General features: G+C 70.1%; 19 protein-coding genes and 1 pseudogene. 9 read left to right on the top strand and 11 right to left on the bottom strand.

Going from position 1 to position 24,691, the window contains the following annotated elements; translation table 11 throughout:
* From OZN99_RS06105 to OZN99_RS06115, 3 genes are all read right to left on the bottom strand, one after another.
* Window positions 1-1,009 (bottom strand): CmpA/NrtA family ABC transporter substrate-binding protein (locus OZN99_RS06105; protein ID WP_270934304.1); only part of this gene is annotated, 1,009 nt, incomplete at its 3' end.
* Between the two features lie 234 nt (window positions 1,010-1,243).
* A complete protein-coding gene (locus tag OZN99_RS06110) occupies window positions 1,244-1,804 on the bottom strand; it encodes an ANTAR domain-containing response regulator (RefSeq protein ID WP_270934305.1) in 561 nt (186 codons plus the stop codon).
* A 246-nt stretch (window positions 1,805-2,050) separates the two neighbouring features.
* Window positions 2,051-2,608 (bottom strand): hypothetical protein, encoded by a 558-nt coding sequence (locus tag OZN99_RS06115; protein WP_270934306.1) that lies wholly within the window; start codon window positions 2,606-2,608, stop codon window positions 2,051-2,053.
* A gap of 424 nt (window positions 2,609-3,032) precedes the next feature.
* Between OZN99_RS06115 and OZN99_RS06120 the strand changes: the two genes are divergently transcribed.
* The 6 genes from OZN99_RS06120 to OZN99_RS06145 all read left to right on the top strand — a co-directional run bounded on the left by OZN99_RS06120 (window position 3,033) and on the right by OZN99_RS06145 (window position 9,737).
* On the top strand, window positions 3,033-4,316 hold the full coding sequence (locus tag OZN99_RS06120) for a tyrosine-type recombinase/integrase (RefSeq protein WP_270934307.1): 1,284 nt from the start codon (window positions 3,033-3,035) through the stop codon (window positions 4,314-4,316).
* Window positions 4,313-4,648 carry a hypothetical protein gene (locus tag OZN99_RS06125; protein ID WP_270934308.1) on the top strand — a complete coding sequence of 112 codons (336 nt, stop codon included), beginning with the start codon at window positions 4,313-4,315 and terminating at the stop codon, window positions 4,646-4,648. The genes OZN99_RS06120 and OZN99_RS06125 overlap by 4 nt, the downstream gene beginning before the upstream one ends.
* A 106-nt stretch (window positions 4,649-4,754) precedes the next feature.
* The gene (locus OZN99_RS06130; RefSeq protein WP_270934309.1) at window positions 4,755-5,000 is read left to right on the top strand and encodes a hypothetical protein; all 246 of its coding nucleotides are present in this window, start codon (window positions 4,755-4,757) and stop codon (window positions 4,998-5,000) included.
* A 132-nt stretch (window positions 5,001-5,132) separates the two neighbouring features.
* Entirely contained in the window at window positions 5,133-8,420 is a 3,288-nt protein-coding gene (locus OZN99_RS06135) for a DUF927 domain-containing protein (RefSeq protein WP_270934310.1), read from the top strand.
* A 409-nt stretch (window positions 8,421-8,829) separates the two neighbouring features.
* Window positions 8,830-9,486: a hypothetical protein gene (locus tag OZN99_RS06140; protein WP_270934311.1), complete on the top strand. Its 657-nt coding sequence runs from the start codon at window positions 8,830-8,832 to the stop codon at window positions 9,484-9,486.
* Window positions 9,483-9,737, top strand: coding sequence for a hypothetical protein (locus OZN99_RS06145; protein ID WP_270934312.1), 255 nt, complete (start codon window positions 9,483-9,485; stop codon window positions 9,735-9,737). The genes OZN99_RS06140 and OZN99_RS06145 overlap by 4 nt, the downstream gene beginning before the upstream one ends.
* A gap of 30 nt (window positions 9,738-9,767) precedes the next feature.
* Here the strand turns inward: OZN99_RS06145 and OZN99_RS06150 are convergent, their stop codons facing one another.
* Entirely contained in the window at window positions 9,768-10,238 is a 471-nt protein-coding gene (locus OZN99_RS06150) for a hypothetical protein (protein WP_270934313.1), read from the bottom strand.
* Between the two features lie 10 nt (window positions 10,239-10,248).
* Entirely contained in the window at window positions 10,249-10,800 is a 552-nt protein-coding gene (locus tag OZN99_RS06155) for a hypothetical protein (protein WP_270934314.1), read from the bottom strand.
* Between the two features lie 379 nt (window positions 10,801-11,179).
* On the opposite strand from OZN99_RS06155, the gene OZN99_RS06160 reads away from it, so the two are divergent.
* Both OZN99_RS06160 and OZN99_RS06165 read left to right on the top strand, forming a co-directional pair.
* Entirely contained in the window at window positions 11,180-17,665 is a 6,486-nt protein-coding gene (locus OZN99_RS06160) for a hypothetical protein (RefSeq protein ID WP_270934315.1), read from the top strand.
* 34 nt (window positions 17,666-17,699) lie between these two features.
* Complete coding sequence (locus tag OZN99_RS06165) at window positions 17,700-18,410, top strand: hypothetical protein (protein WP_270934316.1); 711 nt, start codon at window positions 17,700-17,702, stop codon at window positions 18,408-18,410.
* Between the two features lie 379 nt (window positions 18,411-18,789).
* Here the strand turns inward: OZN99_RS06165 and OZN99_RS33515 are convergent, their stop codons facing one another.
* From OZN99_RS33515 to trxB, 6 genes and pseudogenes are all read right to left on the bottom strand, one after another.
* A complete protein-coding gene (locus OZN99_RS33515; protein ID WP_408611810.1) occupies window positions 18,790-18,936 on the bottom strand; it encodes a transposase domain-containing protein in 147 nt (48 codons plus the stop codon).
* A gap of 18 nt (window positions 18,937-18,954) precedes the next feature.
* Window positions 18,955-19,473 (bottom strand): annotated as a pseudogene (locus OZN99_RS06170) (IS66 family transposase); the annotation flags it as partial.
* 342 nt (window positions 19,474-19,815) lie between these two features.
* Entirely contained in the window at window positions 19,816-20,592 is a 777-nt protein-coding gene (locus tag OZN99_RS06175) for a DUF5677 domain-containing protein (protein ID WP_270934317.1), read from the bottom strand.
* Between the two features lie 371 nt (window positions 20,593-20,963).
* Window positions 20,964-21,323 carry a hypothetical protein gene (locus OZN99_RS06180; RefSeq protein WP_270934318.1) on the bottom strand — a complete coding sequence of 120 codons (360 nt, stop codon included), beginning with the start codon at window positions 21,321-21,323 and terminating at the stop codon, window positions 20,964-20,966.
* Window positions 21,324-21,881: 558 nt separating this feature from the next.
* On the bottom strand, window positions 21,882-22,787 hold the full coding sequence (locus OZN99_RS06185) for a LysR family transcriptional regulator (protein WP_270934319.1): 906 nt from the start codon (window positions 22,785-22,787) through the stop codon (window positions 21,882-21,884).
* A gap of 171 nt (window positions 22,788-22,958) precedes the next feature.
* Window positions 22,959-23,939, bottom strand: a complete 981-nt coding sequence (gene trxB / locus OZN99_RS06190; protein WP_270934320.1) for a thioredoxin-disulfide reductase — start codon at window positions 23,937-23,939, stop codon at window positions 22,959-22,961.
* Between the two features lie 180 nt (window positions 23,940-24,119).
* Between trxB and OZN99_RS06195 the strand changes: the two genes are divergently transcribed.
* On the top strand, window positions 24,120-24,614 hold the full coding sequence (locus OZN99_RS06195) for an Lrp/AsnC family transcriptional regulator (protein ID WP_270934321.1): 495 nt from the start codon (window positions 24,120-24,122) through the stop codon (window positions 24,612-24,614).
* The last annotated feature ends 77 nt before the right edge of the window (window positions 24,615-24,691 follow it).

Here is a 24,691-nt window from a genome sequence, read left to right on the forward strand (position 1 = left end):
GCGCGAGCGCTGCGGCCTGCGTGGCGGCGTCGGGCAGGTGTCCCCAGCGGCGCATCGCGGCGAACCAGCGCGCCGCGGCCTCGGCGGAGAGCGGGGCCGTCGCATCGAAGCCGAGCGGGCAGGACAGGCGGTGCGGTGCGCCACCAGGCGGCGCCGCGACCTCGCCGGCCAGCGCTGCCGCCACGGTGGCGGGCGGGACGCCGGGGAAGATCCGCTCGGCGAGCAGGGCGGCGGCCGCGGCGTGGTTGGCCGGATCGTCGAGCCAGCGCTGGCCCTCGATCACGGCTGCCGTGGCGGCGATCACGGCCTCCGTCTCGCGCGTGGCCAGGCCTTCGGCGAAGGCCAGCACCTTCTCCGGGTGGCCGGGCCAGATGTCGCCGGTGGACAGCGCGAAGCGCCCGACGCCCTGCGCCACTGCATGGCTCCCCCAGGGCTCGCCCGCGCAGAAGCCCTCGACCGCGCCTTCGGCGAGGGCACGCGCCATCTGCGGGGGCGGCACGACGACCAGGCGCAGGTCATGGTCGGGATCGAGCCCGCCCGAGGCGAGCCATTCGCGCAGCAGGTAGTTGTGCGAGGAATGCGGGAAGACCACGGCCAGCGTTGGCGGCGGCAGCCCTTCCTCCGCGCGCGCCAGCAGCGCGGCCGCGAAGCTGCCGGCCGCCAGGGGCGGCGCGAAGGCGCCGGCCGCATCGGCCAGCGCGTGCGACAGCACCACGCAGTTGCCGTTCCTGCCGAGGCGGAGCGTGACATCGAGGCGCCGCCGCAAGCCGCCCGTGCCGGCGGCCAGCGCGACCGCCATCGGACCCAGCAGATGCGCCGCGTCCAGCGCGCCGAAGGCCAGCTTGTCGCGTACGGCGGCCCAGGCGCGTTCCGGCGAGAGCCGGACGGACACGCCCGCCGCCGCGAAGAACCCCAGCGCATCCGCCACGACCAGCGGCGCCGCGTCGGTCAGGGGGACGTAGCCGATGCGCAGCGTGGGTGTGGTGCCGCGAAGGGCAGGGCCGGCCATGGCGCTGATGTCCGGAGGCGCCTGACGCCTCGAGAGCGGACCGCCATTGGCCCACCGGTGGCACGGGAGAGAGGTGCCGGAAACCCGCCACGCCGTTGCGGCGGGCTCCGGCCGCATCGCTGCGGCGCGCCGTTCAAACCACAACCGGCGCGGCGGGGTGAAGTGGAATCTGCCTCAATGAGAGGCGAAATGGACGACCCCAGACGGAAACCGACCTCGATGTCGGCAATATGCCTAAATCTCGCGCAGAAAGCGCTGGGCGACCTGCACGAGCTTCTCACCCCTGTCCATCGCCCAGCGGCGCATCAGGCGGTAGGCCTCGTCCTCCGGCAGGCTGCGCCGCTGCATCAGCACGCCCTTGGCGCGCTCGATCACCACCCGGTCCGCCAGGGTCGCCTGCGCTTCCTCCAGCCGGGCGCGGAGCGCCTGGTGCGCGCGGAAGCGCCGGATCGCCACCTCGATCACCGGACGCACCCGTCCCGGCGCGAGACCTTCCACCACATAGGCCGCCACGCCGGCCTCGATCGCTGCCTCGATCTGGTCGCTGTCGCCGCGGGCTGCGAAGACCACGACGGGCCGCGGCTCGTCGCGGTGCAGGGCGCGCATGCTCTCCAGCGCGTCGCGCCCGGGGTCGTCGAGGTCGCAGACGATGACGTCGGCCGCGGCGTCGCGAACCATCCGGGTGAGGTCGCTGGCATCGGAGGCGACCGCCACCACCAGGCACCCCGCGGCCTCGAGGCCGGCCTTGACAGCCGCGGCCCGGTCCGGCTCGCCATCCACCAGCAGGACGCGCAATCGACCCCCTCTCGAGCAGGTGGCCGCGCGCCGGGTTTGCCTCCGCGCCGGAAGATGCCGCCGGGATCGGCCCGGGAAAAGGGGGGAAGGCGGCCCGCGCGCCAATCGTGACGCGCGGGACCGCGAAGCCTAGACCGGCGTAGCCCTGACTGTGTTCAGGGCTACGCCGGTCCAGCTTCCCTGGCCCGGCGATTCACGCCCTTCGGCGTGCTCACCTTCGGTGCGCACACTCAGGTCGATCGCGGGCTACCGCATGGGATCGACGGAGATCGCCAGCGCCTCCTCGTAGACGATGTCCACCTGCTCCCCGGCGCGCAGGCCGCGCACGAAGCTTGCGACCTCCGGGTTCTGCGCGACGACGGTGCGCGGCAGCCCGTTCGGTCCGATGAAGCTGACGCTGTTCGCGGCCGGATCGACCGCGGTGATCGTGACGCGGCCGCTCCGCACGCGAGTGACCTCGCCGCCCGGACGCTCGGCATCGCGTTCCGCCCCGAAGGCCTGGACGGCGGTGGGCGCCGAGGAGAACGGCCGCGCAACGCGGGCAGCCAGCGCCTGGTAGTAGCGCACGGTGACGCGGTCGCCCGGGCGGATCTGGTCGAGCCGCGTGACGGCGCGGCCGGCCACCATGGTCAGCAGCGCGCCGGATTGCGCGCCGGCATTGCCGCGCAGCAGGATCTCGCGCGCGGCGGGGTCCACAGTCTCGACCACCGCGACCAGCGTTGTCGTGCCATCGACCTGGACGGAGGCGCAGCCGGCCAGGGCCGGCAGCGCGAGCGATCCGAGCAGCAGCGCGCGTCGGTTCATCGGTCAGGTTCTCCGCAGCGGGGATCGGCGAAGGAACCGGGCGGCGCGTGGTTGCACGACGCGGCGATCCCCCCTCAGCCGGCCGGCCCTGGCATCCACGCCGCGGCCGACGCGGCAAGTGTCGCGCCGCACGCTGGGGGATGAAAGAGAGAAACCCTGTCCGCAACCGGCAACATCGACGCCCGGCTGCGGCCACCGAAAAGAAAAGCCCCGCGGCCCTTGGGCCAGCGGGGCAAGTCAAACAGGGAGGCTTCACGTCTGGGAGCCGTGGCGGCCCTTTTCCGCTGGGTTCCAAGCTTTACGTCTGACTTCCGCTTGTGCCCTGTCGAACCGGCATTTACCGTGTGCCCGTGGGGTGCGGCGGTAACTTTCGGCAATGCCCGGTAGCTTCGGCCTGTGCCCGTGGTGTGCCCGTGGGGGTGTCATGGCGGCGTTGACCGATGCGGCGGCGAGGGCGGCTAAGCCTGGCGCGGCGGATCGTGACTTGGCGGATGGAACGGTCGCCGGCCTCTCGCTCCGGGTCTTCAAGTCGGGCCGCAAGGCCTGGACACTGCGGCTCCGGATGGCCGGAGGGCAACGGCGCTTCGATATCGGCGAGTATCCGGCCACGACCCTCGCGGATGCCCGGGACATCGCCCAGGAAGCCAGGCGGCTCGCCGGCCGCGGCGAGAACCCGGAACACGCTATCCGCCCGCCTCCGCCGCCCGAATCGGTCAGCGTCAAGCAGGCCATCACCCGGTGGCTCGAGACCAAGGCCGGCAACCGCTCCCTCCCGATGGAGAAGCGCCGCTTGGCGCTGCACGTAGAGCCGGTAATCGGCGACCGGCCGGCCCGCGACGTCACCCGCGCTGAACTGGCGGACCTACTGCACAAAATGGCGTTCGGGGAGGCGGCCAAGCCGGTCGAGGCAAACCGGACCTTCACCAGCTTGCGGGGCCTGTTTGCGTGGTGCGCGGGGATGGACATCCGCCCCGATGACCCGACGGCGCTGCTGAAGAAGCCGGTGAAGGTCGAGCCGTCCGCCGCCCGCCAGCGGGAGGGCGACGTGCCACTCCTGGACATGACCGAGCTCGCCCGCCTCTGGCGCGCCGCGCCGGCCCTCAAGAGCGATGTCCTGCCCGATCTGGTGCGGTGCATGCTGCTGGTGCCGCTCCGACGCGACGAGTGGACAGACGCAGCATGGGCCGAGCTGCGCGACCCCCTGGTCGCGGACGGCTGGACCGGTGCGGCGCTGAGGATCGGCGCGGAAAGGATGAAGGGCAGGCGGCCCGCCACGGTGCCGCTGCCGGCTCGGGCGCTCGACATCCTGGCCGAGCGTCGGAAGCTGACGGGCAAGGGTAAGCACATTTTCGCCGTGCCCGGCCGGGATAAGCCTTTCGCCGGGTGGAAGCGCGCCGCCGAGACCTTGCGCGCGGCCGTGGGCGACAGGAAGGACTGGAGTCCGCACACTATCCGGAAGAGCGTGGCGACAGCGCTGGTGCGCGACCTCGGGGCCGATGAGTTGCTTGTCGGCCGCATCCTCCAGCACAGCCCCCGCGCCACGCTTGGAATCACGGCCGTCTATCAGCGAAGCGATCGGATTGCGGAACAGGCCGCCTTGCTCGCCCGATGGGCGGATCATCTGGAAGCCGTCGCCGCGAGACTGCCTGCGGAGCCGGTCCAAGCCGATCCGCGCGTTGTGCCGCTCCGGCGCATGCGCCGGGCATGAACAAGCGCAGCCGGCGCCAGTTCGAGGCGCTTGAGAAGCAGAACAGCCGCCTCGCCAAGGAGCGGGGGCGCAAAGTCTTCACTGCCTTCCTCACGAAGCAGGTCGCCCTCGCTGCACGGGCCGCTGACGTGCGCGCATGGCGGACGTGGATGGCGCTGGGGTTGTCGGAGCGCGAGGCTGCGGCCGCCGTACATCGCGGAATCGAGGCCGAGGACGCTGCGGCAGCGCGACAGGAGTTGCGTCGGCTTGGCGTTCAGACGAGCTTGGATGAGGGGGAGGACGAAGCGTTCAGGGTTAGGCTGCGGCGGGCGGCGAAGGCCGCCGGCGGATAGCTCGTCCGTCCCCCCTGAGATCGTCCCGGCTGCCAGTCCGGGGCGGTCGCAATGTCCGCGGGTTCCTTGCGATTGCCGGAGCCCACTCGAAATGCCGAACATTGCTGTGTCCGATGACGCCACCTGGCCGCGGACTCTCGACGACCTCCGCCGCGAGCCTGGCCGTCTGGTGTTTACCAGCGACCTGCGTCGCCTTGGGGTGGCGCGGAGCTACGACGGGCTCAAGGGGCTGCCGCCGCCGCTGAAGCTGCCCGGCCGCCGGCTGGCGTGGGAAGGGCGGGCGATCCTGACCGCGATCGGGGCGTATGGGGCGCCACTCGCTGCTGAGCAGCAGCACCAGTCCGCTGCCTGAGATGAAGCGCGCCGCCCACCGGGTCGCGACCGGTGAGCGGCGCATCTTTCGGCCGGGCAGCGGCCAGTGCCTCGTAGGCGCTGCCACCATACCGCACACGCCCGGCCTTCCACGACCGTCGGAGGGCTCTCGGTGCCTGCACTCCGCTTCACCGTCTTCACGAAGACCGACGGGCGCCGGCCCGACTGCCTGCTTGCCGCGCGATACATGCCGGTCGGGTTCAACAAGCCGCTCCTCACGAAGGTCATCGCGCCGGACGGTGCGGGCGGCGTCGCCAAGGACGGGTCGGCATGCGCCATGACTGCTGGCTTCGCTGATCTGATCGCAGTCAACTTCGATTGTAGCCACCTGGGTGACGCGCTGCGCGAGGTCGCCGGCCACATCGAGGGGCTTGGCCAGGACCAAGCGCTCGGGCTTGGCCGCTTCCTGCATGGCGACTCGCCCCGTGTCGCGATAACGACGAAGGCGCACGAGCGGCGGCCGCACAGCCATGGGCGCACCCAGGCGAACTTCGGATACCGCGCCGGCGAGCCCGCGCTGATGCTGGTCGACATCGACACCAAGTGGCTCACGCCTGGGATGCAGGCGCGCATCCAAGCGGCCGGCGGACTTCTCGAGGCCCTGTTCGGCGCCATGCCGGAACTCGGCCTCTGCGCTCACCTGGTCCGCCGCTCGACGAGCGCGGGCATCCTCAACGCCGAGGGGCGCCTCGTCGGCGACTCCAGGAACCTGCATGTCTACTTCGTCGTCACGGATGGCGCCGACATACCGCGTGCGCTGAAGGCTCTGCACCAGCGCCTCTGCCTCGCTGGGCTCGGCGCAGTCGTGTGCTCCGAGGCCGGCAAGATCCTCACCCGCAGCTTGATCGACGTGAGCGTGGGCGACGGATCGCGCTTGGTGTTCGAGGCCGAGCCGCTCGTCGTAGCGCCATTACGCCGCGATCGCGACGCGGGACGCTGCACCGTGATCGATGGTGAGATCCTTGATACCCGCGCTGTGCTGCCGGACCTCACCCCCGACGAGGCCTACGCATTCGCGGAGTGGGATCGCGCCGGCCGTGCTGCGATCCGCGGTGAAGCCGAGGATCGCGCGCGGCGGCATGGCAAGGTGGTTCGCCAAAAGCTCGTTGAGCGTGGCGTGTCCCCTGCCCTCGCGGCTCGCGCGGTGGAGGCGCGGAGGCGCGGCCGCCTGCTCGGCTCGGACATGATCGATCTGGACGACGGGCGCCAAGTCAGCGTTGGCGACGTGCTCGCCGATCGCGCCGCCTTCGACGGTGAGACTTGCCGCGATCCGCATGAACCTGGCGAAGGTCCGAACCGGGCTATCCTCTACACGAACCCTGACGAGCCCGATCAGCCGGTCCGCCTGTTCTCGCAGCTCCACGGCGGTCAGCTTTTTGAGTTGCGCCATGACGCTGCCAGCCTCCGGCGCGTGGTGGAGGGCGCTGGCGCGGAGGCACCGGAGAAGCTGCTGCTCGAGCTGCGGCATGCCGAGATTGAGCCGCACCACGAGGCCGAACTGGTAGACCTTGCTGCCCGCGAGGCGAGGCCAAGCGGCAGCAAGGGCGAGTTGGCGCGCGTGGCTGCGTCGATCCGTCGTAGCCTTCGGGAGCAGTCGCAGCGCGCCAGCGACGCATTCGACGACGGCGCTGACCTGGGCGGCGATGTGGCCGAGGGCATCCCGCGCGGCTTCTACTGCGGCGCCGATGGGTGGCGCTTCGGATCTGAAGAATCAGCGCCGTTCTGCAGCTCGTTCGAGGTGCTGGGGTCGGTGTCAGCCGAGGACGGCTCGGGATGGGGTGTCCTGCTGCGCTGGCGCGACGGAACGGGATGCACCCACGATTACGTGCTCTCCCTGGCGAGGGTGGCGGCCGACTTGCCCGGCGTCATCGCTGAGCTCGCCGACAGAGGGCTCTGGTCCGATCCATCGCCGAAGGCGCGGGCGCTCTTCGCGCGGCTCTTGTCAGGGCTTCGCCCGAAGGAGCATCGCCGGGCTGTCCGCTCGACGGGATGGGCTCCGGGGGTGGCGGCTTTCGTGCTGCCAGGCGGCGAGGCGGTGGGGCCCGACTCCGAGAAGGTCATCCTCCTGGGCGGCGGGGCATCACTCGCGCAGGCCGGCACGCTGACGGGGTGGCGGGACGGCCCCGCTGCGCTGGCACAGGGCAACGGCCGCCTGTCGGTCGCGATCTGCGCCGCGTTGTCGTCGCCGGTGCTGGACGCGCTCGGTGAGGACGGGGCGGTGGTGCATTTTCACGGTCCGTCTTCCTGCGGCAAGACGACCGCGCTCCGGCTTGCGGCTTCAGTGTGGGGCAGCCCTAATGCCGGCCCGGGCAGCGTCTTCGCGTCATGGCGTACGACCGACAACGGGCTAGAGGGGCGGCTTGCTGAGCGGTCGGGCGTCGGCCTCGTCCTCGACGAGATAGGGCAGGCCGCAGCCGCGGCGGTGGGGTCGGCGGCCTACATGCTCGCCAACGGCACCGGGAAGGCGCGTGCCAACCGAGCCGGAGAGGTCCGGACGGTGAAGCGCTGGCGCCTGGCGGCGCTCTCGTCGGGAGAGGCCGGGCTCGGTGCCACCATGTCCAAAAACGGCGAGCGCCCTGCGGCAGGCCAGCAGGCGCGCTTTATCGATGTGCCGGCGGTCCCGCTGCGGGGGAGCCCTGCCGGCGTCTTCGAAAGCCTCCACGGCCAGCCCGACGGACGGAGCTTCGCCGAGGCGCTCGGGCGGGTGGTGCGTGAGCACCATGGCCACGCCGGCAACGCTTTTGTCGCCTGGCTGGCCCAGCGCCGCGCCGAGACGGGCGGGTGGGGCTTCGTGACCGAGGCTATCGACGAGGCCTTCGACGCGCTCACCGAGGTCGTCTTGCCGCACCGCGCAGGGGCTCAGGCGCAGCGGGTCGCGCGCGTCTTCGCGTGCCTTGCTGCAGCTGGCGAGTTGGCCGCCGAAGCCGGCGTGCTGCCCTGGCGGCCAGGAGAGGCACTCGGCGGCGTCGGTTGGTGCCTCGCCGATTGGCTTGCCGAGCGCGAAGGCATTGGCGCCGATCGGGAAGGCGTCGAGGCGATCCGGCGGGTGCGTGACTTCGTCTCGAGGGAGGCTGCTCGGTTCCAACCTATCGGCCAGGACGAACCAGCGCCGGGCGCGGAGGCGGCTGGGCCGTTGCATTGGTCCCCAGGACGGGTGCCGCTGCGGCGCGCCGGGTTCCGGGAGATGCCGGAAGGCGACCTTCTGATCCTGCCCTCCGTCTGGAACGACGAAATCCACGCCGGCCACGATCCCAAGGCTGCGGCCAGGTCGCTGCGGCGGGCGGGGCTGCTGCACGTCGACCGCGACGAACGGCTTACGTTCCGGCGCCTCATCCGCGGCGAGGGCCGCCTCGCCGTCTACCGCGTCAGCCGCGACGTGTTGTCGGGCGATGCGTCGTGACGTGTGGTCCGGTGTGGTCCGGTTCTGGTCCGGCACTTGGTCCGGTGACTGATCGGTTGAAAGCCTTGATCTACGGCCAATTGGTCCGGTGGTCCGGTAGAATCTTCAATCATTGTAGGTCGCGCGCATCGATTTTTTCCTACCCATCTCCCGCCATACAGAGAGGCGCGACAGCAGATCCGAAACGGCACCCTGCATCTCGTCGCCCAGCTGCCGGACCACCGGACCAATTGGCCGTAGACCAAGGCTTTCGGCGCGACGGCGGCCGGACCGCACGCCGGACCACATGCGGCGCCGATCGCTCCATGCCACGCCTCCGTGCCGTCAAGTTGTCGGCAAACCCGGCTCGCGCTCCCCCACCGACTGACGCCCGGCGTCCGAAGCCCTTGAACCCGAATGGAGCCCGACCTTGATCGACACCCTCCTGTCACTTGCGCCTCGCGAAGTGCCCCGCGCCTTCGTCCACGTCGCGCGCAACCTCTCGCCAGCCGCCACAACACGCGTGGCGCAGGCGCTCGCCAGGAAGCTCTCCCTGGCGCACCGGGCAGAGGCAGGCGACGAAGCCTTCGCCCTGCTGCTCGCGCATGACGCAGAGGGCCGTTCCTTGACGTCGCTGTACACGCTTCACGCCGCTTTCCGGGAAGCCGTGATCGCCGATGCGGCCTGGTCGCTTGGGCTCGTCCCTTGCGACCCACGCTTCGACCCGATCCCGGCCGACCTCCGCCGCGCCGCGCCGCACGCCGTCGAGTTGCTGGTGAAGAGCGGTGCCCGCGGCTTGGCGCCGATCCGCATGTCGGCCTCGATCGCGTGCTCGGTCGAGCCGCTGGCCATGGGGGACGACCCGTTCACGACCGATCTCGAGGACGCCGAGATGCAGGCGGGTGACTTCAGCTGTGTCCTGCTGGGACGGGCACCCCACGACTTCTCCGCTTGCCCGGCGCCCGACGGATGGTCGGAGCAGTCTCTTCGGATCCCAGGAGCCACGCGCCTGCTCATCGTCGCGCCTGATGAGCTGTTCCGGGCGGCCTCACGCCGCCGCGGCGGGCAAAAGGAAAGCGCTGCATGACGACCGCCGATCTGCACGCAGCTCTCGCCGACACCGAGACGCGGCTCGCCGCTCACCCGTCGGCCCGCTTCAAGGCGGGGCGGCTCCTCGAAAGTGTGCGGCGCGACCTACTGATCGCCGACGCTGCGCGACGGGTCATGATCGCCGCTCAGCACGCAGGTGACCCCGTCGGCTGCGAGGACTACGCGGGTGCTGCCCTCGCCGCTATGCGGCGCGCCGAGGCGAAGCTGCGGGTGCTCAGGAACGCCTGATACAGCAGTCGCACCGGACCGGCGCCGCGCTTAGCGTCGCGTGTCGATGCGAGCGCAGCGCCCTCGGCGCGCCCCGGGCGTCCCTACGGCCGCGAACCCGGCCGAGGCTGCGGCCAGCTGCTCGGCCCTCTGTCCATGTGACAGTGCTGACCGAATGCCATCCCGCAGGCCCGGCGGTCCATCCCACGCAGAGGCGGCCAGGTCGCGCCCGAAGGAGCACAGGAAGCCGGAGGCGAGGCCGGCCAGCACGCAGAGCGCTTCCCGCTCTTTCCTGCCCGCCGGGGCCGTGAGGGCGTGCCGCGCTTCCTCCCGCTCGCGCGCAAGCGGGCGGCCCATTGTCGATGCGCCGCTCCCGCGGTGCAGTTCGTCATCGCCGGCCAGGGCATCGGCGAGCGTAGTTGCGATCACCGTCAGCCACAGCCGTTGAGCGCATGCGGTGTCGTAGTCGAGAGCAGCGAGCAGATGCTGTCCGTCGCGAAGGGTGCCGAGCTGCGCCGTCATCGCCCTGGCCTCAATTCATCATGCGGGCCCAGGAGATCGCCTCGCGCAGCTGGCGCGCCTCCTCCCGCGTCGCCCTGGCCTGCGCCTCCAGCAGTTCCGGGTCGGTCGCCGAGCGGTAGGCGCGGGCGTTCGGATCCGGCGCGGGGGCGCGCGTTTTCAGCAGGCCAGCGAGTTCGGCGAGGCTTCGTCCGGCAGCGACGCGCGCCGCCGGCGGCGCTGCGGGATCAAGCAGCACCTGACGCATGGAAGCCTCCAGCTCGACCTGCATAGCGGCGGCGCGCTCGTTGGGGTCGTCGGGTAGAGGCGGGGGCTCAGGCAGCGCCGTAGGCTGCGCTGGCGCCGCCAGCACACCGGACGTGATGCGGGTCAGCTCGGCCGCGTCGGCCAGCTCCGGCCGCTCGGCCAGCTTTCTGGCGCGCTGACGGGCACGGCAGGCGTTCGCGCGTTCCGTCGACGTTGGTGCCGGCTTCTTCGGGGCCTGGGCACCCAACGCCTTCCGTTCGGCCTGACGCCGCGCCCGCTGCCGGGCCCGGCATGCGCGGGACCGCTCGGTGGAGGTCATCGGCCTCGGGCCGATGGGAGGGCGACCTGTACGCGACACGTTGCGCTGCTCCGCTGTATCCGCTGCGCTGCCGTTCTGCTGCGTACGGTAACATATTACCGCTGCCAATGGATACGCTTGTTAAACGCATTCCTCGCGATGAGAGCGAAACGCCGCACTTGGACGGATAGCTGCCACAGGCGGCGAGCCATGGGGACGACGTCCAACCATCGCGCTAAGCGGACATCGAGGCGTCCCGGACCTAGAGCTGTTCCGATGGGAGCGTGCGGCACCTGTCGGCGGGCTTCAAACAGTCATAGCTTGCTTTCGCTACCGACTCGAATGGCGCGCGCCGGGTACAGTGCGGCCACGTCGTTGGCGCTAAGCGCGGAGGGGCAGGTTGGCCGACTACAGGGGCGCACGGGGGTCGAACACAGGCGACGACTTCCACGAATTGTGGGCAGCTAGGCAGGCCATTGGCCTGCTCAACGCTGAAGGCGGCCTTCAGGCCCTGGTTCTCGAGGGAACCCTCGAACCGGGAGCCGCCGATACCTGGGATGGCGTAGACTGCACCCTCTACTTCGGCGGAGACGGGGCCGCATCGGCCGAGCGCGTGCGGCTGGAGCAGCTGAAGTACTCCGGCTCTGCGCCGGACACAGCCTGGACCGTAGCGAGGCTGACCTACGTGCGCCCGCCTGCGAAGGCCACTGAGGGTGCGAGTGAGGCCATCAGCAAGCCGCCCGCGCGAAGGGGAGGCAAAAAGGTTGCCTCTCCGGGACGGGTGGTCGGCGACGGCTCCATTCTCTCCCGAATGGCAAAGGCGTGGTCGGAGATGCGTGCGCTCCGGCCCGGCAAGGCGCCCCCCGAGGTGGCGCTCGTCACGAACCAGCCCATCGCGCCCGAGCTGAAGGCGGCGTTCGATCGGGCGGCCGCAGATCCGCCCGTGGCCTCCCCCACTGCCCCGGGATCCGATGAAGCCGAGGAGGCGAAGCTCCTGCGAGCGTCGGGCCTTGCACCCGAGGACTTCCGCGAGTTCGCGGCGTGCATGGATCTCGTGTCCGGCACCGGTTCTCGCTTCGCTCTCGAGGACCGGGTGCTGCGCGCCATGGCAGAGTGGTCCGACGACGACGCCCGGGCCGACACGCTCATGCTGCGGGAGTTCGTCCGCGAGCGGATGCTGCCGGAGCACGACCGTTCCCCAATTACGCGGGAAGGCGTCATGCTCCAAGCACTTGGAGCGTCTGACCGCCACGCACTGTTCCCGTGCCCGTCCGATCTCAAGCCGATGAACAAGCTCGTGCGGCGCGCCGCAGTCGAGCAGGCAAGCCGCCTCCTGGCCACGGAGCCGTTCCTCTGCCTGCACGGCGAAGGCGGCGTCGGAAAGACCACGGCGCTCCGGCAAATCGAGAACGATCTGCCGGAGGGATCGGTGATGGTGACCTTCGATTGCTACGGAGGTGGCCGCTACCTTGCCTCAGCCGAACTCCGTCACCGGCCCGCGGACGCGTTCACCCAACTGGCGAACGAAGTCGCCACGCGCCTCCGCCTGCCGCTGCTGCTTCGGCGCCATGGGAACACGGACTTCCCGCGCATGTTCATGGAGCGGCTCCGCCGTGCCGCGGAGGCGCTTGCGGCGCGCAATTCTGGCGCCGTGCTGGTTGTTGCCGTCGATGCTGCGGACAACTCTATTACCGCTGCCCGCGAACGACCCGTCCCGGAGACATCGTTCGTCCATGATTTCACGCGATTGGGGACTCTCCCGGAGAACGTCCGTTTCGTCGTCACGGCTCGGACGGGGCGCCTCGATACCTTGGGGCTGCCTGAGGCCTACCGGCACTTGCCCGTCCCGCCCTTCAAGCCTGAAGAGACCGCGGAGTTCGTGCGGCAGCACCGGGAGACGGTCCCCGTCCAGGAGTGGATAGAAGAGTTTCACGCGCTTTCGGGCGGCATCCCCCGCGTGCAGGCCTATGCATTCGAGGGCGGCGGCGAGGACGAGGACGCCCCACTGGCTCGTCTTCGCCCCGGCAAGTCGCTCGAAGCAGTCTTTGAGGAGCGCTTCCGCGAGGCGCTGGCCAAGAACGGCAACTCCCGGGATGTCGGCTCTGTTTGCGCTGGCCTGATCGCGCTTGCCCGGCCGGTTCCCCTCTCTGCGCTGGCCATCGTGCTCGGGACGAACGAGCACCACGTCAGGGACGTCTGTCGAGACCTAGCGCCTGGTGTGCGCCTCGAGGAGGACGCCGCGGCACTCGCAGACGAGGACTTCGAGGCCTTCGTCCGCGTGCGTGGTGAGCCTGAGTTCGACGCGGTGCGGGACCGAGCAGCCACCTGGCTCCTGTCCCGCGCGGCTATTGACCCGTACGCCGCGATTCACGTCGCCCCGGCGCTGGCAGCCGCAGGGCATTTTCCCGAACTTCTAGACTTGGTAGAGCGGGACCCGGTGCCGAGGGCGGTTAGCGACCCAATCCAGCAGCGCGAGGTCGAGGTGCAGCGGCTGACCCTGGCCGTCGCCGCATCCCGGGCCGCCGGCGAGCCGTCCAGGGCCCTGCGCTACTTGCTGATCGGAGCCGAGGGTCATCGGAGGGACAAGGCGCTCCAGAATCTCCTGGCCGACAATCCTGACCTTGCTGCCCGGTTCGCCGCCGACACCGTGGGACGCCTGCTGCTATCCGATCCCGGCTCCCGGTCGGGCCACGGCCGCATCCTGTACCATCGGCTCGTCGTCCATGCGGAGCGCGGAGATGCCCTGTCGTACCGGGAGGACCGTCGCGCCATTGATGCCTGGAACCAAGCGAGGCAGTCGACGGTCCGCAAAAACGCGGAGGGGCGGTCGAAGCCGTGGCCACTCGATTCTGAGGAAGTGGCGGCAGACACCGAGGCTGCCCTCAAGTTGTTCGGTCCTGTCGCGGCCCTGCGGGAGCTTCAGCGCTGGTCTCCCCGTGGGGCGCACGCCGACGTCGCGCTCGAGTTGCCCCCAAGACTTGTCGCCGAGGGGCGGGCAGCCGAGCTGGAGGCACTCCTTGCGTCAGGCGAACTGGGACCTCTAGCAGGCACCTTCCTTCGGATTCCGCTGGCTCTGGCGGGTCGGGCCGTGGATGACGCGGCCCTCGAAGTCGGGCTGCTGCGCCTCTCCCGGCTGCTGAGAGGCGGCAAAGACCTTGACGACTACCTGCGGCGAGATACGCGACCCGCGCGTCTAATCGATCTGCTGCTCACGGGTTGCGAGGTCCTCACCACGCGTGCTCCGGCGTGCAAGGGCGTCGACGCAATCCTAGCCCGTCTGCTCCAGGGTGGCAGGCGGCGCATCGATCGCAACAACGCGTCTAACCCGCTGCGGCTGGATGCGGTCTTCCGCGCCTACGCGCTGCTAGAGGCGAGGTCCGGCCGTCGTCCCACGGCATCGGGCGTCTTCGAGCCGCGGCCCGAGGTGCCGAACGACGGACAGAGCCGGGCCGTACGCGACGTTCACGCCGAGCGCCACGACCGTGAGATGTTGAACTTCGCGCAGATGGTGTTCCCGTCGTACGCCGCCGTGTCCTGCGCCCTTGCCGGGCTGGACGTCGACGACAGTGCCATTGCCGCGCTCCGGTCTGCCGCGGGTTCGCTTGAACAGGAAAGCTGGCGGCTGGAGCGCGAGCCCGGCCTCAATGCCATCCGGTCCTTCGTAGCACGGAACCTGCTGACGCTGCTGGCGGCGGGGCACTCACCCGACACGCTCCGTGAGCTGGCAATGGCGGTAGACGGCGCCTGGACGGGGGGCGAGTCTGTCCCAGACGCGGCCCTGGTGTCGCGGCTTTCGCTGCGGCCGGAGTTGCACGACGCCCTCCTCGCCTCGCTCGCCGCCTCCGCGTCGGCAACGCGCGGCATGCGGCTCGGGTCCCGATCGAAATCAGAGAGCCTTGTCGCCCATGCCCGTCTCCTTGCGCCCATCAGCCCAGAGGACGCCGCGGGCGTATTCCGGATGGCCGTTGAGGCCGCGGGGGAACTCGACACCGAGATCCGGGGCCAACTCATCCTCATCGAGAAGCTGGTCCGGCACGCAAGCAGCGCGGTCGCCGACCGGCGCGCGACGGCCCTGGGCCTGGGCGAGGTGGTGGCCGACGCGGCCGTACGGCTTGACGGCGACGACCACTTCCCCTGGCCGGAGGCCAGTGCGGCCCTAGCTAAGCTGAACCAGCCGATCGCGCTCGCCGCCGTTTCGCGGTGGGACGCACGGGGCCTCGTCCAGCTTGGAGAAACGTTGCCATCAGTGCTTCGGACCGGCTTGGCGGAGGGCTACCTGACGCCGGGCGAGGCCGCGGCCCTAGCCCTATGCCTCAAGACCGACCACTTGTTGGTCGAGGAGAGCCTCCGCGCGTCGCAAGGCATACCAGCCGCCATCCAGCGGGCGCTCCGCGATGAGTCCGCCAGGGACATGCTCCTCCGCTCCGGCCGGCCGGATGCGTCGGAGGACATCCGCTCGGCGCCTGAGGGGGAACTCGGGCCTCTGGCCCGAGCCCTCGTCGACAGGGAGCGGTTCAGACAAGCGCTGCCGCCTTGCCGGACGGAACGCGAAGCGGCGGAGCCGCGTCGGGGCGACGCGCTGGCTGCTGCTTATGCGTGGACTGCTGAGATTGCGACGGACGGCGCGACCCTCGCCGCGGCCATACGCACGGTCCAAGAATCCGCGCGCGCCCAGGAAACCTACGTCTACGTATCCCTCGGGTCGATGCTCACGGCAGCCAGGGCGGTGGTTCCGATGCGTGCACGCACGGGACACTTGGATGCGGTCGTCTCCCTTGGGGCGGAGCACGGACGCGGGGAGGTGGCTCGGGCGCTGACCGAGACGCTCGGCGCCTGGGACAGCCCCGCCGTGACCGCCTGGTGCGAAAAGGCGCTACCGAGCCTCATTCGGGACTGGTTTCCTGCGCTGTCCCCGGGGCTGCCCTATGGCGGGGACGAGATCACCCCGTTGCTCAACAGGACGGGGATGGATCGTGACACCCGGCGCGACCTATTGCTCCGGGCAGTCCAGGCGCACGTAGACGCCCTTGGGCCTGAGGCCCTGCTCGGGCATGTCGGGCTTATTGCAGAGCTGCTTCCGGCGCCATCTGTGGCTCCCCTGCTGGAGTGGTACGTCGAGCGGCTCGCGTCGCGAATCCGCGACGGCGACCTGGAGCGTGTCGTGTCAGATGGGATTCCCGAGGACGCCGCCGGCGCCATAGGCCGCCTGCTGATGGCACAAATGGGATCTCCGGACAGCCGTGCCCGTTGGCGGGCCGCACACGCGGTGCTTCGCCTCACCCGGACCGGCGACCTCCGGTCCGTCAACGGCTTCGTGCGAGCGTTCGGGCGACTCGAGGAGCTCGAGTTCTCCGGACCGCCGCCTGCGTACTACCCGCTCGCGGCCACGCTCTGGACCACTGTCACGCTCGACCGCGTCGCAGCCGAGCGTCCCGACGCCGCGGCCACAGCCGCTTCCGCTCTGCTCGCCACAGCGCTCGATGAAGAATTTCCTCACCTCCTCCTGCGCGCGTTCGCACGCGACGCCTGCCTGAAGCTGGTGGAGGCGCGCCTGCTAGCAGTATCTCCGGACGAAGCCACCCAATTGGCGGCGGTGAACAGGTCGGTGCTGACCCCTGTCAAAGTGGAGAACCGATATGCGCGCGAGGACGCGCACCGTATGCGGACACGTGAGGGCCGCCGGTTCAGTTTTGACGGAATGGACACCGTGCAAAACTGGTATGCCCCGATGTGGTCCGCATTCGCCGAACCCGTTGGCCCACGTTTTCTGGACATTGCCGAGCGGTGGATCGTAGACGTCTGGGGCTGGCCCGAGGAGCGGGTGCGCTCTGCGCATAAGCTGCATTGGCGGCTGCGGCGTGATCGGGACTACCTGGCGCACCGGCACGCGCAGGGATCCCGGCCCATCATTGAAGGGCTGCGCACGCACCTCGAATGGCACGCGATGTGGTGTGCCGCTGGCGAGTTGCTGAAGTCTGTCCCACTCGTGGAAAATGAGCCGGAAGACTGGCACGCCCTCGACCTTCAGGTTCGGCGCGAGCAGTTGTCGGAGCAGCCCTTGTGGGCAGCAGACCTGCGCGTGCCAACACCGCTGCATTCGCGACATTGGGCGCTCGCCGCCGAACCGCTTGCAGATTGGGTTGCAGCTGTCCGTGAGTCTGATCACCGGGTAGGGATGCTCCCGCCCGAACGCGAGGGCTACGTTACCGTCGGCGGCTACGAGGAGACGACCGGGCCCGATCGTTCTCAAGAGAACGTCGTATCCAGTGCGCTCGTGGAGCCCTCGACGGCAACCGCGCTGCTGAGGGCGCTTCAGACAATGGTCGACTCGCGGGATTACAAGCTGCCCGAGGAGGGAGAGGGCCACTTTGAGCGCGACGAGCCGCCCTACCAACTCGTGGGCTGGCTCGTCCGCCCCGAGCGAGACAGCGGCATCGACGAGCACGATCCGTTCCGCGGCCAGGCACGCTACGTCAGCTTGGCGCCCGGCGTCCGCGTCATCAAGGCGTGCGGGCTTACGCGGGACGCCTCCGGGGCCGCGCAATGGTCGCGCCCCGGCTCGAACGAGCCCATGTTCGTGTTCGAAGTATGGGGGGAGAAAGACCGGGAGGACGAACATCACCTGACCGGCATCCGCCCGGCAGGTTGGCGGCTGCTGGCGCACGGGGAGCAGCTAGGTGAGTTCCTTCAGCATGAGGGATTGGATCTGATCATCGAGGTGGAGGTAAGGCGCAGTGGTCGCAGAACCCGACGATACGCTGGCGAGGAAGACGCCGATCCGCCGCAGGAGCGGTTCGACAGGGTCTACCGCCTCGGCGCCGACGGAGCCCTCGACATCGCCGAGGGACGTCTTGGATCTTGGTCGGGAGCTCGTCCGAAACCTTGACCTCGACGAACGGGGCGCGACGCTGGAACGCTGGATGGCCCACCATCTGGCCGCGCTCATCGCTGAGGCGGAGGCCGCGAGCGGTGAAGCCAAAGCGGAGGCGGCGGCTCGCGCAGCCGACCTGATCCTGCGGCTCTGGGCAAGGCGCGGCGATTTGCACGAGGCGGCCGATCCGCTCGGTTCCTGTCGCGAGGCGGTCGAAGTGCTTTCGCGCCTGCGGGCAGAGCGCAACCCTTGGCTGGCCCACCGCGGTCGTGGCGGACCGGAAGGGTTGCTCGCCGACCTCTTCGACAACATGGCGAAGGTCGTCGTAGGGGGCATTCTCCTGACCCAGGCAGGCAAGCTCCGCGACATCGCGCCGGCAGAGCAGGTCGCCCTGCCGCCCGAGGAGGTTGCCCTGCGCGAGCAACTCGCCTGGTGGGAGGCGGCCGTCACGCCGGATGTCCCCGAGAACCTGGGGCCCCAACTCCGCATCCGGTTCGTCGCCGCGGCCTTGGCCTCTGGCCAGGACGAAGAGCAGCAGGCATCGCCGGGCCTCGATAACGTTAATGCGCCCCCGGCGGACGCGCCTGATGAATCGCCGCCCACAGGCGGCAAGGCCCAGGAGGAGATCCTTGGCGAGCCGGAGGAGATCCCGCCCAAGACACGGCAGCCGAAGGAACAGGTCACGGCGGCGCTGGAGCGTCTCCAGGCCGAGTTCGCACACCTCGTCGACGCCTGGAAGGCGGGGCCCGGGCGGGACTGACCTGTCCTGCTGCCGCCGCGCGCGGCTTGCGCCGTTAGCCAAGAAGCCGGCGGTGCGCGCGTATGGAGGCGGGCCACAAGGCGCGGATGCCCGCTCGCCGAGGACCACTGGCGCGGCCCTCAATGCGTCCTGCGCGCGGGTGGGGCGGCACGCAAGCCCTGGGGCAAGGGCAGCGGCGGTCGCCTCGGGGCGGAGGCTGCTGTCGCCCAGCCGCGACACCGTCACGCCAAAGAGGCTGTTCTCCAACCCGGCCGGTCAGGGCGACCAATTCGGGGCGCAGAGCCGCCACTTCTGTGATGCTCGGCAAGCGTCCACTAACAACTACGGCGTCGGCGGCTTGACGGTAAACGTGCAACCGGCGGCGACGGCTTGACGGTGGTCAGGCTGTGTTGGTTCGTAGGTTCCAGGGCGCGAGTTCGCCGATGCGGTTGGTCGGGTGGCCGGCGATGCGGTCGAGCAACACGCGGAGGTAGGCCTGCGGATCCCAGCCGTTGAGCTCGGCGGTGCCGACTAGGGTGTAGATGATCGCCGCGCGCCTGCCGCCCTAGCGGATGGCCTGCGCCAGGTCCGACTTGCCGGAGATGCGCCGCAGCGTCGTCTCGAGCCAGGCGTGCAGGTCGGCCATCACCGGAACCGAACGGGCCTGGCGAGCGGCGAGACGCGCCTTTGGCGGCTGCCCCTGGATCTCGCCCTCGATAGCAAACAGCGGCTGCATGCGCTCGATCGCCTCGCGCGCCAGCGGGCTGTCGTTGGCCAGCAACTCGTCGTGGAAGTAGCGCCGCGCATGCGCCCAGCACGCCGTCTCGACCACGCGACCGCCCTCGTAGAGCGCGTTGAACCCGGAGTAGGCGTCGGCCTACAGAACGCCCTGGAGGTCGCGCAGACATCGCTGCGGGTGCTCGCCCTTCCGGTCCGGTGTCAACTCGCAGAGGACTGCAGGCGGGTCGGACCCGCCAAATGGACGGACGTCGCGGAGATAGGTCCAGAACCGCGCTGCCTGCGTCCTGCCTCGCCCGGGCGAGAGCATCGGCATCGGCGCGTCGTCGACGTGCACCCGGCTGACGCCGCATAGCGTGCGTTGACGAACGCAGCCGACAGGCGGGCCGCAAGGTGACGGCCCAGGTGAGAAGCGAAGAGGCGCGCCCTTCCATGCCCGTCAGCGAGGCGGCTTGCGATGCGAAGCGGAGCTCCCCTTGTCGCAGACCTTCCTTGGCGATCCAGTAGCGGAGCGATCCGCCGTGCGCGCCGACCTCGAAGGCGGCAGTTTCGCCGCTGGGTTGCGTGCTCGCCAAGTTGGTTGGGAGGGTCACCGCGTCGCCGGCTCCAGTACCTTCCCAATGGCAAACGGCGTAGCCCCCAAAGGAGCGCTCGACCCGCGTACACCTGCCGCTCGGCGCGGGCATCACTACTCCTCCTCCCCGACAGGTCCGGGCGCGGCCGTTAGCGCCATGTAAGCGTCACTGGCCGCGGCAATCGTCGGCTCCGCCGCAAATGCGTTTGTCAGATCTCGCACCGAAACCAGTGTGCCAAGCATGGCCATGCAAGCCCAGCCTAGCGTCTCCGCGTCCTCGGCGCTGTCGAGCTGCGGCGCAGCCGTCATCTCGGAAATCAGGCCGCCGTCCTCCGGCCTCACGACATGCCGCTCAAGGGCGTTGAGCGACGGATGCGCGCTGTCGTTCGAGAGCTGCGAATAGAACATGTAGGCGCCGGCCATCTGCGTCCGCGCCGCAATCTCCTTCGGCCGCATCATCCGTCCCTTGCCGATCTTGGCGGTGAGCAGCCGCAGGTGCTCGCGAGCCGTGTCGGCCTTCGCCGCCGAAAAGGTGTCGTTTAGCTGAATGATCTGCTCGCCGCGCGACCGCTTGCTCGCTGCGTGATCGTCGACAAGAGCCCTGAATGCCGCGGCGCCGTCGGCGGCCAGGTCTGCCGTCATGAACATGCCCTCGAACAGACTACGGGTGATGATGCGGGCTTCGACGACGTGTCCCGCCTTCACCAGCAGGCGCACTCCCTGGATGTGTTGGAGGGCCCGGAACAACGCAGCGAGGCCGGTGATCTGGGCCGGATTACCCGAGTCGACTTTCGCCGCTGCCGCCACCGCGGCCCCGGCCTCGATCATGCGTTCGACGACGTCATGCCAGGCGGCCGCGTCGTGGATGTCGGAGCGTGGGGTTTCGATCATGCCGACAGTGAACCCGGCGCGTTGAGTCCGCCGCAAGGGTTGCGTCGGCGCCCACCATCGCGGCAGGCGGTGCAAGCGCGCCGCTGGCCGGCGCCGCTCGTTCAGTCGGTGCGGTGCCAGACGCAGCATAAGTCCCGAGGCTGGACCGCAATACAGGCGCCCGAATGCTCTTCGCGCGCGGTGCGCGGGGGTACCCCCAGGGGTGGGGCGGGCCGGGGAGCGGGTGGGCGCGCCCCTCCGTAGGTGGCGGCGTGGACTGGCGGATCCTCGGGCTCGGCGGCTGCGGCGCCACACCCGCGCTGCCCGTCACGCTGAAGCACCGCCGGCCAACGCGACCGACGACGCGGGCAGCTCCAGCAGGGTGCAGACGGCTACCCGTGGCGCAGCCGGATCGCCGGCGCCGGATCCAGGCGCAGCAGCGCGGCCAGGGCCCGCCCGTCCTCCACGCTGTCGGCTTCGATCTCCACGCGCCAGCCGCTGGGGTCGTCGTAGCAGCGCAGCTCGGCCCGCCCATCCTCCCGCGGCGCGGGCTGGAGCGGAGCCAGCGCCAAGCGCTCCTGCACCCGTTCCATGACGTCAGCAGCGGTCACGCCGTGTGCAGAGGCGAGGCAGTCCATCACCTCGCCCAGGAGCGCCCAGAGGCCGACGTCGGCGGCGCCCGGGGCCCTCGCGTCTAACTCGGCCACGAAGCTGCGCAAGGTATCGGCGGCCAGGTCGTGGGCTTGCTGCATCTCGGCATCTTCGGCGGCCCGGCGGCCGGCGGCAGAGCGCGCGGCGCGGGCTGCGACGAGATCGACAACGTGCATCGTTCGGTCCTCCAACGTTGCAGCAAACCTTGATCCGGCTCCCGAGAGGCCGGCAAGATCGTTGTCCGTAAGGAACGACGTGGCGTGGCGGCCGACGAAACCGACGAACAGCCGCCCTCATCAGCTTACGCTGCGGGAGCTGCCGACAGACAAAACAGCCTCTCGAAAGCGTGAGGACGAGCGGGTGCTGGCAGTGCCTCTGGAGGGTCCCGGGTGAGGCCAGCCGCGCGCCTTGTGCCCGTAGCGTGCCCGTAGACGCGCCTGCACCCAAAAAGAAAGGCCGCTAACCCATTGGGATAGCGGCCAAGTCAAACAGGGAGGCTTCACGTCTGGGAGACGAAGGGGTTCGGCAGTCACCGAATGACCCTGAACCGACGTCGCCGCCGGAACGCACGAAAGATAATCGGCGACGGCGTATGCGCGATTGGCGAAAAGCCGCGGGCCGCCATGCAATCAGAGCATGGGAAAGGGCGGCGGCCTCCGTTACTGCGCGGCCATCCGTCCGGGCGAGGCGAGCTCCGCCACCAGGAAGTCGCGGAAGACGGCGACACGCTTGGAATGCCGCAACTCCTCCGGGTAGACGAAATACGCTTCGATGCGCGGCGCCTTGAACTCCGGCAGCACCTGCACGAGTCCGTCCAGTTCCTCGCCCATGTAGTCGGGCAGCGCGGCCAGGCCGAGGCCGCTGCGCACCGCCTGCAGGATGCCGGGCAGGGAGTTCATCTCCAGCACCGCGCGGCGCGGCGCGCCGGGGCGCCGCCCGGCCTCGGCCAGCCAGTTCACGCTCTCCACCGGGGGACGGTAGTCGCCATAGACGATCATGCGGTGCGCATCGAGGTCCTCGGCCCGCTGCGGGATGCCGAAGCGCTTCAGGTAGTCCGGCGCGCCACAGACCTTCCAGGCGAAGTTGCCGAGGTTCCGCTGGATCAGGTCGGGCTGGCGGGGCGGATGCATCCGGATGGCGACGTCGGCTTCGCGCATCGCCAGGTCGAGGTCGGCGTCATCGAGCAGAACGGTCAGCGTGACGTCCGGGTGCAGCTGCAGGAAGCGGTGCAGCCGCGGGGCCAGCCAGACGCTGCCGAAGCCCGTCGTCGTCGTCACCTTAAGCCGCCCGGTCGGCTTCTCCCTGCTTTCCGTCAGCAGCGCCTCGGTCATCGCCAGCTTGGCGAAGACCTCCCGCACCGCGCGGTTCAGCGTCTCGCCCTGCTCGGTCAGGATCAGGCCGCGGGCGTGGCGGTGGAACAGCGGGACCTGTAGCGCCTCCTCCAGCGCCTGGATCTGGCGCGACACGGCGGATTGGCTGAGGTTCAGCGTCTCGCCCGCATGGGTGAAGGAGCCGGCCTCGGCCACCGCGTGGAACACGCGCAGCTTGTCCCAGTCCAGCGGCATTCCGGCGGCGACTCCCTGTGTCGTTCGGGCGGCGCAGGCTGCCACGGGGCACGCCGCCCTGGATAGATCGAATGCATGCCCGGATTGCACAGCGGGCGGGGCTGGGGCGGACCTGGCGTTCGCCGGAACGCCGGTCCGCGCCCAGGGCGCTGCGCCCCGCGGTGCCCCGCCTCAGGTCCAGGCGCCGATCGCCGGGGCTTCCGCCGGGATGTGGGCCAGGAACTTTTCCGCCTCCAGGGCGGCCATGCAGCCTGTTCCGGCGGCGGTGACCGCCTGGCGGTAGATGCGGTCCTGCACGTCGCCCGCGGCGAAGACACCGGGGACGGAGGTGCGGGTCGTCCCGGGTTCGGTCACGATATAGCCATCGGCATCCATCGCCACCTGGCCGCGGAACAGGGCGGTGGCGGGGTCGTGCCCGATCGCCACGAAGACGCCGTGCACCGGCAGCTCCGACCGCTCCCCCGTCTTGAGGTTGCGCAGCGCCAGCCCGCGCGTCACCGGCACGCGGCCCGACTCGTCGGCCAGCACCGCTTCCGTGACCGTGTCCCAGACGACGCTGACATTGGGCCTGGCGAAGAGCCGCTGCTGCAGGATGCGCTCCGACCGCAGGCTGTCGCGGCGGTGCACCAGGGTGACATGGCGGGCCAGGTTGGCGAGGTACAGCGCCTCCTCCGTCGCGCTGTTCCCGCCGCCGATCACGGCGACGTCCTTCCCCCTGAAGAAGAATCCGTCGCAGGTGGCGCAGGCCGAGACGCCGAAGCCGGAGAGTTCCTTCTCGCCGGGGATGCCCAGCCAGCGGGCCTGGGCGCCGGTGGCGATCACCAGCGCCTCCGCGACATAGGTGGTGCCGCCGTCACCCACCGCGGTGAAAGGGCGGCGCGAGAGGTCCACGCCGGTGATCACGTCCTGGATGACGCCGGCGCCGACATGCTCGGCCTGGGCCTGCATCTGCTCCATCAGCCAGGGACCCTGGATGGCCTGGGCGAAGCCCGGGTAGTTCTCGACATCCGTGGTGATGGTGAGCTGGCCGCCGGGCTGCAGCCCGGCCACGACCAGCGGCTCGAGCCCCGCCCGCGCCGCGTAGATGGCGGCGGTGTAGCCGGCGGGGCCGGCGCCGATGATGAGGAGCCTGGTGCGACGGGTCTCGGGCACGGGTCTGTTGCTTCCGGAGTGTGCAGAGCACTCCATATCGGTCGGCCGAGGCGGTTGCTCAACCGATTCGGCGCGTGCTCGCGCCAGGGTTGACGCCACCCCGTTGGATTCATCTTGCCAAAACTTAATCCAAAACTATGTTACCCGCGGAACGTATGCGGTGGCACGTAAGGATCAGCGATGCGACGTGTTTCTGAACCAGACCTGGACGGGGTGGACCGCCAGATTCTCGCGGAGCTCCAGGCCGATGGCCGCATGACCAATGTCGAGCTCGCCCGTCGCGTGGGACTTTCGGCGCCGCCCTGCCTGCGCCGGGTCCGCCGGCTGGAGGAGCAGGGGATCATCCGCGGCTACCATGCGGATCTCGACCCGCAGGTCCTGGGATGGCAAATCACCTTCTTCGCCCTTGTCGGGCTGGAGACGCAGAAGGAGGCGGTGCTCTCCGCCTTCGAACGGATGGTCACGTCTTGGCCGGAGGTGCGTGAGTGCCACATGATCCGCGGCGGGGGCGACTTCCTGCTCCGCCTCGTCGCGAGGGACACCCAGCACGAGAACGCGCTGACGTCGCGCCTGACGGAAGCGCCGCACGTGTTGCGCGTGCAGACCATGCCGACCATCCGCACGGCCCGCGACCTGTCGGGCGTGCCGGTGGACCGCGTGCCGGAACCGGCCTGACCGCGCAGCCGCGCCTGGCGCTGGCGGTTGCCGCGCTGGCCGCGGCGCTGTCGCTCGGGCCGGCCGCGGCGACCGGG

Source organism: Falsiroseomonas oryzae (assembly GCF_027856955.1).
Taxonomy (GTDB): domain Bacteria; phylum Pseudomonadota; class Alphaproteobacteria; order Acetobacterales; family Acetobacteraceae; genus Falsiroseomonas; species Falsiroseomonas oryzae.